The following is a 16,868-nucleotide window of genomic DNA, read 5'->3' as shown; positions in this document are numbered from 1 at the left end:
TCCTCCTCCGTTTTGTCTTTACGCTTCTTGGCCTACAGTTTCGTCTGTAATTCCCAGCTCTGCCTTTACCCAGTCATACCCTTCCGCTTCCAGACGGTGAGCCAATTCAGGTCCGCCGGATTTCACGATACGACCTTGCATCATTACGTGAACATAGTCAGGCGTAATGTAGTTCAACAGACGTTGATAGTGAGTGATGATCAGGAAGCCACGGTCTTCGCTCTTCATAGCGTTCACACCGTCAGCCACGATTTTCAAAGCATCGATGTCCAGACCGGAGTCAATTTCATCAAGTACTACGATTTTCGGATCAAGCAGCATCATTTGCAGAATCTCGTTACGTTTTTTCTCACCACCGGAGAAACCTTCATTCAGGTAACGGTGAGCGAACTCAGGGTTCATGTCGAGTTCTTTCATTTTACCTTCCATTTGACGAATGAACTTGATCAGGGAGATCTCGTTACCTTCGCCACGACGTGCGTTAATTGCACTACGCAAGAAGTCGGAGTTCGTAACACCTGCAATTTCACTTGGGTATTGCATAGCCAGGAAGAGACCTGCACGTGCGCGCTCATCTACAGCCATATCCAATACATCTTCACCATCAAGCGTAATTTTACCGTCTGTTACTTCATATTTAGGGTGACCCATCAAGGCAGAAGCCAGAGTGGATTTACCTGTTCCGTTTGGTCCCATGATTGCGTGGATTTCTCCACCTTTCATTTCCAGGTTGATGCCTTTCAGGATTTCCTTACCTTCGATCGTCGCTTTCAGACCTTCAATGACGAAATTCGTAGCCATGTGTATTGTTTCCCTCCATTGATTAAATTGATGTTGTTGTCGAAAACGAAAAAGCGCCTATTATATCTGAACAGGGCTTCCCCTGAATTTCTCTTGTACTCGAATCTTCAAAGCAAGAACACTTTAGAATAATTCTAAACTGATTCTCAATGATAATCAAGTCATTTCCTAAGAACGTTGGTCCTTACAGGAAACATTATTCTTTCTGATTCTATATTAAAAGACAAATTGAATCAAATCAGAAAACATCTTGCGCAGAAATGTACAGTGAGAAAAATCACGGCAATTCAAGCTTTTATGTCCTCTGCTGTATACTAATCTAAAAAAAGGACTTATCCAAATTATGGACAAGTCCCTCTGTTAACCATTTACAATTTGAGCATCTCGTTAATCTTCTGTACCTGTTCGTCAAAATCCGCAACGTCCACCACCGGCGTCATTTCGCGCGGCACCGGACCATTCGGAATAGAAATCCATGAACGGCAACCATTATATTCAGGCAGTACGGGGATTTCCATCGGTTCTTTCAAAAGGTACACACGTAAAATCAATACATGGAGCGGATCTTTGCGTTTCCATTTCAAACGGTCTTCGGCAAAATCCGCTGTCCACATATGAAAGTCAAGAAGTCGATCCAGCATCTCCTGATCTCGTATCTCCAGATCCTGCGTTACTTCGGCATATGCAGTAATACGGATTGTCGAAGCTTCGGGCACCCATTCGGCCAGTGATTCTTCAACATAGGATTGATCCGAGGACTTAATCAGTTCTTTACGCTGATGTTCATAAGTCGGATACAGGTAAAACGCCGGACTTTTCAGCTCAAAATGTCGGGTTTCCTCTACAATACCACCTTTGCGCATCACCATAATCTGGCGACCCGTTTCCAGTGCTTTGATTGCAGATGCCCATTCTTTTAAAGCCGGTATCGTTGGTTCTAACATAAGCGGTTCCCTCCCCTATCGTTCTTGTCAGCAGTATAGACGCTCAGTGCGTTTCTGACAACATGATCCGGGCTCAGAAAGCTTACGTAAGAGACCATTTGTATTAGGCAAAATCTTGGCTATATTAACCCAGGAAAGAGCGAAGCATCCACATGTGTTTCTCAAGGTCAGCCTTGAAACCTGTCAGCATATCGGATGTCGGTTGATCTTCAGCTGCATCTGCAACTTCGATACCTTCCTGATATTCATTCGAAAGTGTAGCGAAGTCCTCGATCAGGTTTTGAACCATTGTTTTTGCGTCTTCTCCACCTGCTGCTTCTTGGATAGAGGAAAGCTCCAGATACTCTTTCATTGTAGCCGCTGGGCTACCTTTCAGCGTAAGGATACGCTCTGCGATTTCATCCATTTGTACTGTAACTTCGTTGTAGAACTCTTCGAATTTCACATGCAACGTGAAGAAGTTAGGTCCCTTAACGTACCAGTGATAGTTATGGATTTTAACATACAATACGTTCAGATTAGCTACCTGACGATTAAGTACTTGTTCCACCGATTTTGCTTGATCTGTTTTGTTTTTTGTAGCCATATTAATCCCATCCTTTATTTAAAATTAGTCTGTCATGCCGTGGTAAGCAGGTTGTCCCGCAATGCATAACAGAGAGTTAATAATGTGTCACCACATGTAGTGAAGAGGCTTGTTAACGGCGTTTCTCTCAACCGTCCGGCCTATTTGTTTTTACCCTTGAACCGGAAGTTCGAATCAGGATCGACTTGACTTGTCTCAAAAAAAAGTTCAAAAACCGCGTTATTTCCGATATACTGACATATACCAAGCAAAGAAGTGGGTTTTCCTGTTTCTTCATATATATGGAGGTGGCACCTTTGTCCCAATATCGCCCGTTTACCCCCCAGGATGCAATTGAACTGGCCAAAACATTACCGGGTCCATTTGCGGCAGATGCAAATCTGGATTGTCACGAGATCGGCGACGGCAATCTGAATTTGGTTTTCCACATCACGGATCAGAACTCCGATAAAAGTATCATTATCAAACAGGCGCTTCCTTATGCGAAAGTGGTTGGAGAATCATGGCCGCTCTCTCTGGTACGTGCCCGCATTGAACGTGAGATTCTTCAGGAAGAGTATCGTCTGTGTCCAGGTATGGTACCCGAAGTGTATCATTACGATGATGACCTCGCGTTAACGGTTATGGAAGATCTGAGTGATCATGTGATCATGCGCAAAGGCTTGATCGAAGGTGTTTCCTATCCTCTTTTTGCACAGCATATTGGGGAATTCATGGCAAGAACGCTGTTCTTCACATCCGACTTGGGCATGGATCAGCAATTGAAGAAGGAAAAACAGGGCAGATTCATTAATCCGGACCAATGCAAAATAACGGAGGATCTGATCTTTGATGAACCCTATCGGATCGCCGAGAAAAATAATTATGATGCTTCCATTGAAGACGAGGCTGAAGCCCTTCGCACAGATGGAGAACTTCACCTTGAAGTGGCATTACTACGGGAAAAATTCCTGACACACGGGCAGGCACTGCTTCATGGAGATCTGCATACAGGAAGTATTTTTGTTACACCTGAATCAACCAAGGTCATTGATCCCGAATTTGCATATTACGGCCCCATGGGATTTGATGTTGGTGCAGTCCTTGCGAACCTGCTCTTGAATTACTCATCCCTGCCAGGATGGATTCAGGATGAGACTGCTTTGCGTGAGCGTGAGACGCTTATGCTGAATATGGTTCGTGATGTATGGACTGAATTCGAATCTCGTTTCCGTGCCCTCTGGGTTCACGACCTCGTTGATCCGATGGCAAAAACGCCAGGCTATCAGGATCTGTATGTGCAACAATTGTTCAGAGACTCGATCGGCTTTGCAGGTGCCAAAATGGTTCGTCGTATCGTGGGACTCGCTCACGTGGCAGATATAGATACCATTCCAAATGCGACTGAACGTGAACATGCTCAGCGTAAAGCGTTGTCCATTGGTAAAGCATTGATCAAGAACAATCGTCGCTTGAATACCATCGGCGAAGTAATGGATATTGTATCCACAGCCGTTACTACTACTAAGGCTTAACATAAGGAACGGAGGAATCACCCATGACAACCCCTGAATATCAGCCTCTGTCCTCTCTCATCTGGAAAAAGGATAAGCTTGAAATGCTTGACCAGCGTATGCTACCCGAAACGATCCTCATGTTGAAATTATATACACCCGAGGAAGTATGGGAATCCATCCACTCCATGAAAGTACGCGGTGCTCCAGCGATTGGTATTGCTGCTGCATTTGGTGTTGTATTGGGTGCCAAATCATATGACGGAACAACCGTTCAAGGTTGGTTGGACCACGTAAAATCCATATGTGCTCATCTGGCTACTTCCCGTCCAACAGCGGTGAACCTTTTCTGGGCACTGGATCGCATGATGCAAAAAGCAAATGAGGTCGTTGAATCCGGCCTGAGTCTGGATGAGGGCAATGATGCTCTTGAAGTAGAAGCTCTGTTAATTCAGAAGGAAGACGAAGAAGTATGCCGCATGATCGGCGAGAATGCACTGCCTTTATTCGAAGATGGTATGGGTGTACTCACTCACTGTAATGCAGGTGGACTGGCTACTGCGAAATATGGTACGGCAACTGCTCCAATGTATCTCGCACAGGAACGTGGCATTCACCTGAAAGTATTTGCAGACGAAACTCGTCCCGTACTTCAGGGTGCACGCCTGACTGCTTTTGAGCTACAGCAAGCCGGCATAGACGTTACGCTGCTCTGTGATAACATGGCAGGCATGGTGATGTCCAAAGGCTGGATTCAAGCTGTTATCGTCGGAACGGATCGTGTTGCAGCTAACGGTGACGTAGCTAACAAAATCGGAACATACAGCGTGGCCGTGCTTGCCAAGGCTCACAATATTCCGTTCTATGTAGCGAGCCCATTGTCGACTATCGACTTGTCCACTCCATCCGGGGACCTCATTCCGATTGAGGAACGCGCTGCGGAAGAAGTGACCGAAGGATTTGGTAAACGTACAGCGCCGCAAGGTGTTAAAGTATATAATCCAGCATTTGACGTAACGCCTAACGAATATGTAACAGCTATTATCACGGAAAAAGGCGTTGTTCGCGCACCTTTCCAAGAAAATTTGGCTGCCTTGTTCGCGAAGGAAGAAGCTTAATTTAATAAGAGTATTCAAGAAAAAAGTTCGTGTATAGAGCTAGTAGCTACTGATGTGCCCGGCTCTGTATTAGAACGCTAAGACGCTAAAGAAGGGCTTCCCACATGGGGAGCCCTTTTGTTAGTGCTTAGATCATTTTCAACAAAGCCTCTACACCCGTCATGCCAACCGTAATGCCCATGGCCTCGGCTTCTGTTGTCACCAACTCCATAGGTGCATGCAACAATTGCTCTAGTGTACGCACACCAACCGCTCGAGCCGCAATAATTTTGCGATCCCCGAGCTTCTCATTAAGTAATCCCACGTCGAGTGCTCCGCACATGATATATCCTTTGGATGTGTTAATGGTCAACAACGTTGTTTTCGGTAGCTTGACTTCTACCCCAACCAATACATGCTCTCCAACTATAATGGGCTCCATCGTCACCATAATTTCCCGATCCACCTCCTCTTCCACAGGTCACGATAATTGTATGCCTCATTCTGGATTGTCGTGTGGACACCTGCCGTGTTTGAGAAAATGTAGGTACTTACAGTTCAAATATATTGTTGGTAATTCTTCTCGCAGACTTAGATTGTAGATAAATGCTTTAGTTGGAATATAAAAAGCCACCTCACCCAAAGTGAGTCAAAGTGGCCCTTCCTTAAAACGTATGCTCATCATTCTTTAATCGTCTTATCTCCGTTAACTCTCTTCTAATTCCCAGTACACGTCTATGAAGTACACTGCGGTCTATTGAATCAGCAACCGACTTTTTGAACTGGACATCCAATTCACTTAATTGCTCCTGAGCTAGTTTCTTTTTATGTATTGATTTGAATCGAAGTCTATTGGTTTCAGGCTTGATCGGCTTCAACCTCTTCTGCTTCATAATCTGTTCAAATATGCTGTCCTCTTGACGCATGGTCTTCATTCCTTAATATATGTGATGAACACATTGTATCATAACGAGAAGAGGACTGTTACATAATAAAGTACAGATGCTTAGAGTTGGGCAAGAGCCTAAACGCAAAAAAAAGAGGGCCAATGCCCCCTTATATAGTTAACTCATTTTATAAAATGTAAAAATACGCTTGATTCCCTGGACTCTTCACAATTACTGTGGTCACTAAGTCACTGGCATCCCGTTTACGGATACTTGTGATCGAATCTAACTCTTCATTCGCAATAACTCTCGGTTGGACATAAGCCGCCAGATCAGGCTTGGAAATTGTCATTTCAGTAGCCATATCCTCAATCTGTCTCACATCTACCGTAGACTGCATAGCCTTCCACTCTCGCACCTGAAGATAGCCGTCCAAGTATTCTCTTTCTTTGATACTAATGTGGCCATCCAATACATCCATGTACTTGACCTCAATGCTGGAAAGTACATCAGGTCTGGAGATATATAATTGCCCAGGCTGTTCTTCCAAATAAGGAATCTCAAGACTCCCTGCTCTCTCATCATGATCTAATGCTCTGACTTGAAGAACACTATTCAGATCAGGCTTATTAACCTTAATCTCCGAAATGACAGTCGAATCACCGTCGTACATGACCGTTAGCAAAGACCCCAACGTTGAAGTTGCTTTTATATAATTGGAGACTTCCAATGAAGCATGAAGATCAGGTATGGATACAATTAGACTCGTAACCCGTTCATCTTCAAACAATTGTGATATCGTTAACATACTGACCAGAGACATTTGTCTATCTACCGTAATAACTGAAGATAAGTCAGGATGAGAGACTGCGAGTTCTACAGTTTTTTCGTCGTCCAGACCTGTTCTAACCGCAAGATTACCGTCTGTATCCTTAGTTGTTCGTATAGCAGTAATGAACTGCGAATGAAGCTCGGGTTTAGAAACAGCAACCCATGTTGCCTTCTCTTCTGTTCTACTTTCAATAATAGAAATGTTCGAATCCAGTTCTGCATCTATACGTTTAGCTATTGTCAGATCTATATCCAGGTCCGGACGGCTGACCGCGATGACTTGAGGTATATCATGATGCATGTAATCCTCATAACGATGGACGTACAACTGAGATTTGAGCCAATCTAGCCCAATATCACTGTGCACAACTAACGTTGAAGCTATATCCTTGCGGCCTACACCATAAATAAAAACTTCACTTTCAATTTCGGTTCGACCAATGGAATAGATTTGAGAAGTAATATATCTAATCTGCAAAACAGGTGGTTTGGAAGACTCACGAGTGTTGAAATAAATCGGCGTGTTACCACTAGACTGAATAATCATTCCAACATTTGAAAGATTATCTTCTCTCCACATTTTCAGTAATCCCATCATATCAAACTCAATATAACGTTCAGTCGTATTAATGACATAACTGGACGATAAGAGCTGAATGGAATGAGGTCTGTTTGCATACGTAATTCCGTACTCCCGCCACAATGTATCCGGCTGATGCAGCTCAATGTGTGCTCCAGGTGCCAGGGTTCCTGTGTAATACAACCTCAATTTAGCTTCTTCCAAATATAACAGATCAGGTATTCTGGTATCCAGATCACCGAAATGTATAAACGATTCGAATTGCTCCATCTCATCTCTGCCGATCATCATGCGCTGTGTATCACCAAAGTTAATCGTCTGCAAGTGACTTTGACTTCGCGTGGTTGCATCAGCAAGAGGTTTAAGATTAACAGTTACACGCGGTGCTTCCAGTAATTCATATTTGCCGTGTGCACGGTTATGTGGCCGAACGTACAACATGCCTTCAAGATCAACTTTGGATGCCGCTTGAATGATTGCGCTCAGATCCCCTTGCGACCTGTACATTACATATAGCGAATTGCTCAATTCCTGTGACCGTCTGACACGTACGGAGACACTGGATACGATCTCGGACACTTTTCTTGTAGCAGCTATTAGGGTCGAAGGCAGTTCTTCATGCACCTGATTGTACAGGATATACTTTGCTGCAAAACGATTTTCCGGACTTTTAATATGTATAACACTATCTAATAGAGTCTCCCCGTTATTAATTCCACTCACTTCCTGTCTCATTGTATTGAGAGCTATACACGGTCTGCTGTGACCTTCATTTCAAAATTACCATTCGGGTTCGGCTTGGCATGAATATCCGTTGCGATGCGAATATAAAAATCGATGCTATCCTCCGGTTGGATCAGACCATAGGTCAGATAATCGATTGGAAGAAACGGATCGGCCTGTCTGGATAATTGGACTTCAACACCGTCCGTTTCGAATTTCTTATCCATCTCCAGGTATACATGATCCACAGCATATCCGAGCATGTTTTTGATTCTGACTTTCTTCGTTAACGTCGTCTGTCCGGCAATGATCACCCCATAATCGAGTTGCTTCAAAATTCCGCCAAAGGTATCTGAAAGGAAATCTCCAGACTCATCCATAAACATTAATCCAGAATACGATCCGATAAACTTGGTTTCCCTGGATTCTACGGCACCCCAATAGTCCTGAAATTCAACCTTCAATATATTCTCTACGCCAAAATTAACATTTCTCTCGTCGATATTGAGTTCAATATTGAATGGTGAAGCTACTAATCGCGTAAAATTTCCATCCGCCGGATAATACGTTTTACCGTTCAACAAGACGCGGTATTTAACCTTGCCCTGATCTGCATCATCCAGCACACCTGTAAGTTTGTTACCAGAGAAGGTCAGATTGATTGTGGCCGTGGTGTTTAACAGTTGCAGTGACATATCTCTAAACTCCACTGCATGTCGCGGTGCATCAACGACCATCTTCACTTCGTCAAGCAAATAGCTGTTTTCATAATGCTTACTGCTATCGAAATAATAGGCGATTCGTGTTAAACCGATTAGATCCTTTTCAGGGATCGCGTTGAGTGTGTCCAGATTCATTCCTTTTCTTTTGAATAAGGTTATATCCTTCATATCCATATCGAACCACTTGTTGAAACGGTATGTCTTCCATGTGAGCCCTGAGTCGAACGAAGCAGCCATTCTTAATGTACCTTCCGGACTGTTCTCCGTTACTTTCGTAGCGACAATCTTTTTCAGATCTCCATAGAGTGCTATGTCTGTTGCTTGCACAATTAATTGCTCAAACGGTAGCGCGTGATACGTTAGCATCATGTCCCGATTACCGGCAATTACCTCTTCATCATTCGTCCACGTAACCACATCAAAATCTCCCTCAAGTTCATCCAATGGGGAGTAGTTAGCTGTAATATTCAGTTCCGCTGATGTTTTGGATGGATCGTCCGTGTAGTATAGAACATCTACACTGTCACCTAATTCGTCATAGATGGTAAAAGGTTCAGTTTCAATTGTAATCGTTGATTCGGTTTGATTTGGGTCATCAGTGTATTCAATGATTTTTATCTCTTTGTCTTCCCATTCTTGGGCTAGGGTAAAGGGATCAGTTTCAATTGAAACTACCGATTCTGTTATTGTTGGATCATCAGTATAATAAAGCACTTCAATATCCTTGTCTGCCCATTCCTCTTCAAGAGTGAAGGGTTCGGTTTCGATGTTGAAGGAGGCTTCTGTTTTTGTTAGGTCATCCGTGTAGTAACACAGTTCAACTTCGCCAGTGAGTTGTAACCATACTGATTCAGGTATGGTGGAGATGTCGTCCATCCCATAGTCAATGTAATCTTGCTCCGTTGGTGTACTGTTAGATATCTTGTTCCATGCATTTGAATAATAGTAATATGACCCACTAAAATGAAAAAGTGTATTATAGTATTTCTTATCATAAATATCTATTGCATCAAAAAGAACGTAAGAAGCGTCATTTGTTGTTATTTTAACTGTGTGAATCCCTCTACTTAATGTTTTTTCGTATAACAATACTTGCTGGAGGACCGATTTTTGGTTATATTGGCTGTAAATTTCAGTAACTCCATCAATCATAATAGAGATATTAGATGATCCCATATTATGACTGTTACCAATTATTCTAATCTTAGTACCTTCAAATTGGAACTCTACGGTTGAATTTATTGACGATGAAAGCCTAGAAGTTCCGTTGTAATATACAGCGTTTGGAGAGAAAACGAATCCACTAGAGTACTTGAAAATATCGCTCGTATCATCGTACCTTTTCCAACCCTCTTCTGGAAGCGGTAGTGCTTGACCTAAAGTTGCCATTATCTCATCCCCCTTCTATATTCTAAATATATAGTTCATTTTATTAGCTCATGTAATTGATGCTTTCTTGATTGGGATTTCAGTTGTGTTGATTTTTTGTTTGAAGACTTTCCCTGGACCAATTTTTTCACTATCTTTAACCAACGACCTTCTTTCGCTGAATTCATCTTCTAGGTCAATAATCATTCCTTTATCCAGTCCATGTTTAAGGAAACTCGCTTCCAAATTGTCTACGGAAGATATGTATTTATCAAGTTCATACATACCTAAATCACCAATCGCCAAGAAGTCTCCCGCGCCTTGATTGGCAGTTACATTGATCCTGTATTTTTTATAAGCAACTTTATTTGTAAACTCGTAGAGACGATATTCCTCTCCCGCAAAGTTTGGTTCATTCATTCTTGAGTCTAATACAGTCCATTCTGATCCATTCCAACCCTCAAATGTCCAAGTTTTTGGAGGTCTGTTTACAGGAGTGGTTCCTGCTTGAATTGAATAGGCGCAGATTGTTTTAGCTGAATCAAATTCATAACTTAACCATCCAGTTAGAACATTGATATTAGCAACCCATCCATTTGGATCAACAATTCTATCAAATGCTTTCCATGGGTAAAATGTTGTATAAAACGAACTTGCATCAGCAATACCGTTTGGACTAGTACTAGATGTCATGGCAGGAATAGCATTATCTTTGTATTTATTTGTAATGCTGTAGTGCTGGCCCTCTGACGAAATCAAGAACTTATAAGAGTACACCAAATTGTAAGCTTTATATCCACTAGGAACGCTATATGCAAAAGGACTCGCACCAAAATTGATTGTTACAGTTTTACTATTTGAACTAAATGATCCCAAAGTGGGATAAACTTCTCCTAATTCCTTTACATTAGTGTGACTAACGCCGATACTAACACCATTCTTAAAAAACTCTAATGTTCCTTTGTTAAGATCAAGTGCAACACCCACAACATTCCCAACATCCCATACTGTACTATATGCTGAATTTTCTGGATACTTGTTGCCGCTATTCCCATAATAAGTTCTCCACATTGAGCTATCTGCAACAATATTCCCTGTTAAAGAGAATGATTTGTTGGATACTCCAATATGAACGTTTTTTACTCCAGCATCATATTTAACCTCCCAATACCATTTACCATTTGACTTACCGTGTGTAGCACGAATAGCACGATAATCAGTTGAGGTGACTATGGTGAGGTTACCATTAGATAACGTGAATCCAGAACCCATATCGTTCGGGTTTAATGTAACTGAGATTATTTCCATAATTGGAGCATCTCCTTTCAAAATAAATTGAACACCCCATATAGATGTACTCATAAAATCTAGCCTAATATAATCTTGTGTACTTGATGCTTAGACCTGTCCATGTTGTGTTTAAATATTTTTCCTGACCCTAATATACTATTGTTGCTATTTTGAAATGAACGTATCTCTAATTCAAAATGCATATCTATTTCATCTTTAGTGTTGCGCCCATAATTCAAGAAGTTTAATTCTGACATAGTATCTAAAAACTTCATTTTGGGAAATTCCAATATTTCATACATTAACAATTCTGCAACCTGTATTATACTACCACCATTATTGCTAGATATATTAATTCTATAAATTTTAAAACTGGTTGTATTTTTAAATGAAAAGCTTCTGACCTCTCCAAGTGTCCAATTAATCTGATTTATTTGTTCGTCCAAAGTTATCCAATGAACCCCATCATTTGAACCCTCAAATTTCCACGTTTTAGAATTGTTTTCGGTTGTGTATCCAATCAATGAGTATTTCCCAATAAGTCTCGGCTGAGCAAACTCATACTGTAAAGTTATTGGAAATGATGCTGTAGCATACCACGTTCCACTAGCATCTCCGTCAAATGCCCTATAAGGAAATGATGGGCTGTTCGTGCTACTTGCACTTGCCACACCCGAAGGAGCTGTATTGGATGTCATCTTTGAAATTACAGTGCTGTCGCTATGCTTTAAGGGTGAAACTGAATAATGATTATCTTCTAATGAAATCAAGAATTTGTTGTAAAATGCTCTTTCATACAATTCCAGACGACCAACAAGAGTGAAACTAGAGTACCCGCTGTTTGCTGTAATATTTAATCTGTATCTGGTATAGCTAATCTGATTTTCTATCTCATAATTCTTTTTCTCACTTTTAGCGAAAATTTGATTATTTTGCTTATCCAGTACAGTCCAATTAGTTCCATCATTGGAACCTTCAAAAGTCCAATTCTTAGGTGCAGCAGTTATAGTGGAACCAGTTGTCGCTAACAGTGAATATTTTTCTACCTTCTTAGATTGTCGTAACATAATCGCAATCCAACCTGTAACTCCGCGTGTTGCCCATTCACTATTAGACTCGTTAAACGCCACAAATGGGTCATTTCCTGATCCGAAGTAACTACTCGCACTCGACGTGTAACCTAATGTTGAATTACTTGTCATAATAGGGATAATGTTTTCTCCATACAACTTCGGAATAGCCATTAAATCATCTCCTTTCAAAAACAAATAGAACATACCGTATAGATGTGCTCCTCGTAAATTTAACCAAGCGAAACACTGTCCACTCGGCGCTTTGACATATCAATTGTGTGTTCAAAGGTTTTGCCTGATCCTACTGACTTTGTATTAGTGGAGATATCGTGCATTTCTTCAAACGATGTTAGTTCAATTCCACCATCTATGCCATACTTCATAATGGCGCTCTCGTTTACATCGTCTAACATTTTTACTATAGGAACTTCAATGGTAACATTGGTTGCTATGCCATAGTCTTCGCTTCCTATAGTATTTATAACAACATTATTTTCTAGTTTTTGTTCAAATCGATAGAACGCGCTCATTTTCCTTGTGATATTGTCGTATCTCTCCAATTGATATTGCTCCCCAGTTCCAGAGTCATATCCGCTAACAAAAATGATATCTTTTAGATTTGTGTTGCCTGAACCACTGCCAATATGCATTGTTCCGCTGTCAGCAATTTGACTGGCTTGTCCCATACTAGTCCGAGTAGCGTCAGGGTTTGTGAGATCATCGATATAAATATGCATTGTGTTTCCAGAACTATTTCTAGTTGTTTGAAAATAAACCACGACATCGTGCCATAATCCATCATTTACAGTTTTAGCTGATTGCAATGTCCCATTGCTGGCTCCTGCCAGTGATACATAAAATCCTCCTTGATTAAGTTGTATAGTGTAAATTACTCCTGTATCATTCCGACTTCTGAATAGTTGACCAGTTGATTCCATAGTTTTAATGCGAAACATTATGGCGGTTCCATGATTGTTTCTCATGTATTTGCTTGCAGGGCTTATCAATATATTAGAATCAGTTCCGAAGTGCGCGCCTTGATTTTCAGTAATCGAATAATATTTATCACCTGATGAAAGTAAGATTCTACTTGAAATTGCAGTTTCAATGAACCATTCGGAATCCAATCTAAATGCAGTTCCATATTCAAATCTATATCGTCCCGATGGAAGATCCAATATAGTTTTCTCCCACTGTGTTTCAGCAATCTGAGTCACTGTTTGAAGATAATTATTTGTTACATCTACATATGACGATCCATTCCAATACTTAATTTTTAATGAGCCTATGTATTGCTTCCAGCTAGTGGTTCCTGATCTCCAAATATTCACTTTTGGAGTTGATATATTTATCTCAATGAAGTTATCCGCAGTCTGCCAATACATTACTTTCAGAGTGTTCCATTCATTTGGATTATTTCCATCAAACAAACCGGGCAACTGCACTGTTCCACCTGAACCTTGAGACCCCACCAGTGAAAGTACTTGATATGAAGCTTCTTGTCCTAGATTTAATATGTTGGGCTTTGATTTTCCAGCCATTAACCCATCTCCTTTCTAATTAAAATCATTATTTTACAAACAAAAAGAAGTAGAACATTCAAGCCCTACTTCACAATTATTTTTGTTATTTCAAAGTACTTGTTCAAATCAATACTTGCCTTGAACAACTTACCTGATCCAAGTGATCCATTAGCAGTCATGGTTTGAACGATATTTTCGTCTTTCCTATCTAATACCGATAAATCATCCATTCCATCATTAATAAAAGTTTCTTCCGAAGGCAAAGTTGCGGATATTGTCTTCCACGTTGCATTGTCTACTTCGTACTTCTTATACGATCCATCACTATTTAAAAAGTGCTTTATCATAAGCAGATTTGGTAACATTATCATTGGTCTAAAACCAGTAGCAGTAGCTAATGTCGTATAAGAAGTTGGATTATATCCACTCGACCCCACACTAATACCACCTCGTCCAGTTCTATGAGTTGAGCCAGCAATATTAGTTGTAGAAGTCCACGATGCCATGCCATGCCAATTCCATAGACTGTTTTCTCCTGCTGTTATCTTACCATCCAACGTAGAACCCACAATATACTTATCCCACTCGTTATCTTTGTCTGTAGGAGATATGCCACCAGTTAAAAGTCTAATTGATAACGGCTTAGTGGTGATGATTGGGTCTGACTCCCAAAATTTAAACTCTGCAAGACCTGTATTAACAACACCTACAGTTGCAGTTCTATAGGATTCTGTTACATAGATCCTATAATAACGAAACGCATTATCGTTATTAAAATCGAAAGTACTGCTTACTCCTGCCGAAACACCTGAATCAATTACTGTTCTGAAGTCTATCCAATTAGCGTTATCGTTGCTTCCTTGAATGATGAAATTTTTAGGAGAGTAGTTATATGTGTGACTAAATCCATATAATCCAATTCTACTTATAACCCTTTCCTTCCCTGCTCCAAAATCATATCCTATCCATTGAACACTTGCCACAGCATCACTATACCAATAGATTGAACTACTTGAAACTATTCCATCAAATGCTTTGTCCGGTGTTCTTGATGCATCAAGTGAAGTACTTGCAAAGGGAGTCCCCTGTAGCTCTGTTGGAGTTAACTCTCTTTCAAAGATAGTATCTACACCATATACCATACCATCCTTATTAAGAGCATCCCAACTGATTAGATTCTGTACATTTCTATCTGCGATTAATCTTAAATCTCCATTCCAATTTTCAACTACTATAAAATAAAAGTCTCCATTTGGAGTAGAGATAGAACCTGATGTGGGTATAAACGAGGAATTTTCCTTCCCTAAGCCACTAAATGTACCCAACACACCAGAAGTAGAAGCTTGGAAATGACATCTGATACGCTTCCCAACTTCAAGCCCAATTATGCTTGTGACTTCATCAGGGTGAAATAATCTACCATCAGAATTAATATCTATGGCATCAAGCGCCATAAAGGTTGTCTTTGCATTTGTCGCTGATTCGCTGGCCTTGTTGACAATTTCCACTCGATGTCTTGCTTGGGTTAATCCAACAATTTCAACCTGAAGCGTCTGTGCAAGCTCTGACCCTAATTGTGAATGCGTCCCATGCAACTCGCCATCCACATAAACTTCGACTAAATCACTTCGATTGGTATATCTTGCTACAATTATTCTAAGTTTAGTTCCTTCAAAGTCAAAAACAATTTTGTCACCTATTGTTGAAGTGTAATTAGAGTATCCATTGTATGCACCAGCACCAACACCGTTAATGAAACTTCCAACATATTTAATTGAGGATATATTATCATCATACCTCTTCCAACCTGTTTCTGGAGAAGTTAGAGCGTATCCGCTCAGATAGCCTGACTCATTAATATCTATAGCATCCATGATGAAGTTAGTACGATTATGCCCTACTGTAATTGTAACTGTGTGAAATCCAAGGGTTAAGTTCGTTTTTTCATAGACGATTGCATTTAATACAGCAGTTCCCGATTTGTATGTATTAAATGATTCAGTTACACTATCTACAGTAATCGTATTATCAGAATGCCTATCTTGTGCAATGTCAGATATAATCCTAATCTTCGTTCCATAAAAACTAAATGAAACATAGTTGTTATCTGCGGCTTTGGTTGTTACATTCACACTGCCATTAAAATACTTATCTCCAGTTACTTTGTACCAACTTCCTGTATACTTAAATCCTGAATGTGTATCATCATAGCGCCTCCATCCTGCCTCCGGTTCTTTTATTTGATCTCCTACAGCTGCCATCATTACACCTCCTTATATTCAAATACCGGACGAAAGCCCACTGCTACATTGGAGTAATTGGAAGCTGTACTCCAAAATCTATCTTTGCTGTTTGTTGTATTTTCAGAACGCACTGTTCTGCCACCCGTTGTCCAGCCTCCGGGTACTGTTCCAGATAGAGATATTGTCGTTTCTTCACACCATGTCATGCACTTAAAGTTCCATACATCATTCAATGATTTTCCAGAAAGAATCTTATTCATTGGGAATTTAACAACATATGTATCCCACTCATTTATCGTAGGCCAAGCTCCATACCCTGTATTAGTTGTAGTTAAAACTTTATTTCCACTAGAATCGGCATATGCAACACCCCCACTTGGGCAACGCACAACACCTGATGTTTCACTTATAATGCGTGGCGAACCTTCGACGAACTTATTGGAATTTAACCAATCCCACGTTATCGAGTTACTTACAATTCTATCTGCTATTAACAAACTTTTATCCACTTTGATGGCATACCAGAAATATTTCAGAGGCATACTGGCTAATGGATTTCCTGTTAGCGGAATTTCTGTATAACCCGCCGTACTTCCTCCGAAAATGTATCCACTTATTGTATTGTCGTACTTCCAGACAATATAATCTCCGATCTCCATCTCAGAAAGTTTTTCTCTTAACTGCCCTGTAGTCGCTGGAACTGCCAT

At 40.7% G+C, this 16,868-nt stretch carries 14 protein-coding genes; 2 read left to right on the top strand and 12 right to left on the bottom strand.

Features of this window, described 5'->3' with window-relative positions; all coding sequences use genetic code 11:
- Positions 1 to 18: 18 nt before the first annotated feature.
- From sufC to MHB85_RS09355, 3 genes are all read right to left on the bottom strand, one after another.
- On the bottom strand, positions 19 to 801 hold the full coding sequence (sufC, locus tag MHB85_RS09365) for a Fe-S cluster assembly ATPase SufC (RefSeq protein ID WP_036609931.1): 783 nt from the start codon (positions 799 to 801) through the stop codon (positions 19 to 21).
- 368 nt (positions 802 to 1,169) lie between these two features.
- Positions 1,170 to 1,745 (bottom strand): DUF1802 family protein, encoded by a 576-nt coding sequence (locus MHB85_RS09360; RefSeq protein WP_017689541.1) that lies wholly within the window; start codon positions 1,743 to 1,745, stop codon positions 1,170 to 1,172.
- 124 nt (positions 1,746 to 1,869) lie between these two features.
- Positions 1,870 to 2,331, bottom strand: a complete 462-nt coding sequence (locus MHB85_RS09355; RefSeq protein ID WP_017689542.1) for a Dps family protein — start codon at positions 2,329 to 2,331, stop codon at positions 1,870 to 1,872.
- Between the two features lie 296 nt (positions 2,332 to 2,627).
- On the opposite strand from MHB85_RS09355, the gene mtnK reads away from it, so the two are divergent.
- The gene (gene mtnK, locus MHB85_RS09350; RefSeq protein ID WP_210107625.1) at positions 2,628 to 3,845 is read left to right on the top strand and encodes an S-methyl-5-thioribose kinase; all 1,218 of its coding nucleotides are present in this window, start codon (positions 2,628 to 2,630) and stop codon (positions 3,843 to 3,845) included.
- Positions 3,846 to 3,868: 23 nt separating this feature from the next.
- Positions 3,869 to 4,942: an S-methyl-5-thioribose-1-phosphate isomerase gene (gene mtnA / locus MHB85_RS09345; protein WP_341072801.1), complete on the top strand. Its 1,074-nt coding sequence runs from the start codon at positions 3,869 to 3,871 to the stop codon at positions 4,940 to 4,942.
- 127 nt (positions 4,943 to 5,069) lie between these two features.
- Here the strand turns inward: mtnA and MHB85_RS09340 are convergent, their stop codons facing one another.
- From MHB85_RS09340 to MHB85_RS09300, 9 genes are all read right to left on the bottom strand, one after another.
- Positions 5,070 to 5,372: a YunC family protein gene (locus tag MHB85_RS09340; RefSeq protein ID WP_341074213.1), complete on the bottom strand. Its 303-nt coding sequence runs from the start codon at positions 5,370 to 5,372 to the stop codon at positions 5,070 to 5,072.
- A 214-nt stretch (positions 5,373 to 5,586) separates the two neighbouring features.
- Positions 5,587 to 5,856 (bottom strand): hypothetical protein, encoded by a 270-nt coding sequence (locus MHB85_RS09335; RefSeq protein ID WP_146117065.1) that lies wholly within the window; start codon positions 5,854 to 5,856, stop codon positions 5,587 to 5,589.
- Positions 5,857 to 5,995: 139 nt separating this feature from the next.
- A complete protein-coding gene (locus MHB85_RS09330; protein ID WP_341072799.1) occupies positions 5,996 to 7,954 on the bottom strand; it encodes a DNRLRE domain-containing protein in 1,959 nt (652 codons plus the stop codon).
- 11 nt (positions 7,955 to 7,965) lie between these two features.
- A complete protein-coding gene (locus MHB85_RS09325) occupies positions 7,966 to 9,840 on the bottom strand; it encodes a hypothetical protein (RefSeq protein WP_341072796.1) in 1,875 nt (624 codons plus the stop codon).
- A 261-nt stretch (positions 9,841 to 10,101) separates the two neighbouring features.
- On the bottom strand, positions 10,102 to 11,340 hold the full coding sequence (locus MHB85_RS09320; protein WP_206759577.1) for an SPRY domain-containing protein: 1,239 nt from the start codon (positions 11,338 to 11,340) through the stop codon (positions 10,102 to 10,104).
- Positions 11,341 to 11,399: 59 nt separating this feature from the next.
- Complete coding sequence (locus MHB85_RS09315) at positions 11,400 to 12,566, bottom strand: discoidin domain-containing protein (protein ID WP_192134733.1); 1,167 nt, start codon at positions 12,564 to 12,566, stop codon at positions 11,400 to 11,402.
- Positions 12,567 to 12,625: 59 nt separating this feature from the next.
- Entirely contained in the window at positions 12,626 to 13,936 is a 1,311-nt protein-coding gene (locus tag MHB85_RS09310; protein WP_192134731.1) for a laminin G domain-containing protein, read from the bottom strand.
- A gap of 65 nt (positions 13,937 to 14,001) precedes the next feature.
- The gene (locus tag MHB85_RS09305) at positions 14,002 to 16,179 is read right to left on the bottom strand and encodes a discoidin domain-containing protein (protein WP_192134730.1); all 2,178 of its coding nucleotides are present in this window, start codon (positions 16,177 to 16,179) and stop codon (positions 14,002 to 14,004) included.
- Between the two features lie 2 nt (positions 16,180 to 16,181).
- Positions 16,182 to 16,868, bottom strand: coding sequence for a hypothetical protein (locus MHB85_RS09300; protein WP_192134728.1), 687 nt, complete (start codon positions 16,866 to 16,868; stop codon positions 16,182 to 16,184).

The sequence above is a fragment of the Paenibacillus sp. FSL K6-4396 genome (genome assembly GCF_038002525.1).
In the GTDB taxonomy this organism is placed as follows: Bacteria; Bacillota; Bacilli; order Paenibacillales; family Paenibacillaceae; genus Paenibacillus; species Paenibacillus amylolyticus_B.
Note: the sequence above shows the minus strand (reverse complement) of the source record. Positions and strands in the feature narration are given on the sequence as shown.

Excerpts from the sequence above, each read along its gene's own strand:
- MHB85_RS09300 (WP_192134728.1), bottom strand. The coding sequence starts at position 16,868 with ATGGCAGTTCCAGCGACTACAGGGCAGTTAAGAGAAAAACTTTCTGAG.
- MHB85_RS09330 (WP_341072799.1), bottom strand. The coding sequence starts at position 7,954 with ATGAGACAGGAAGTGAGTGGAATTAATAACGGGGAGACTCTATTAGAT.
- MHB85_RS09320 (WP_206759577.1), bottom strand. The coding sequence starts at position 11,340 with ATGGAAATAATCTCAGTTACATTAAACCCGAACGATATGGGTTCTGGA.
- MHB85_RS09340 (WP_341074213.1), bottom strand. The coding sequence starts at position 5,372 with ATGGTGACGATGGAGCCCATTATAGTTGGAGAGCATGTATTGGTTGGG.
- mtnA (WP_341072801.1), top strand. The coding sequence starts at position 3,869 with ATGACAACCCCTGAATATCAGCCTCTGTCCTCTCTCATCTGGAAAAAG.
- MHB85_RS09305 (WP_192134730.1), bottom strand. The coding sequence starts at position 16,179 with ATGGCAGCTGTAGGAGATCAAATAAAAGAACCGGAGGCAGGATGGAGG.
- MHB85_RS09315 (WP_192134733.1), bottom strand. The coding sequence starts at position 12,566 with ATGGCTATTCCGAAGTTGTATGGAGAAAACATTATCCCTATTATGACA.
- MHB85_RS09310 (WP_192134731.1), bottom strand. The coding sequence starts at position 13,936 with ATGGCTGGAAAATCAAAGCCCAACATATTAAATCTAGGACAAGAAGCT.
- MHB85_RS09355 (WP_017689542.1), bottom strand. The coding sequence starts at position 2,331 with ATGGCTACAAAAAACAAAACAGATCAAGCAAAATCGGTGGAACAAGTA.
- MHB85_RS09335 (WP_146117065.1), bottom strand. The coding sequence starts at position 5,856 with ATGAAGACCATGCGTCAAGAGGACAGCATATTTGAACAGATTATGAAG.
- MHB85_RS09360 (WP_017689541.1), bottom strand. The coding sequence starts at position 1,745 with ATGTTAGAACCAACGATACCGGCTTTAAAAGAATGGGCATCTGCAATC.
- sufC (WP_036609931.1), bottom strand. The coding sequence starts at position 801 with ATGGCTACGAATTTCGTCATTGAAGGTCTGAAAGCGACGATCGAAGGT.
- MHB85_RS09325 (WP_341072796.1), bottom strand. The coding sequence starts at position 9,840 with ATGGGATCATCTAATATCTCTATTATGATTGATGGAGTTACTGAAATT.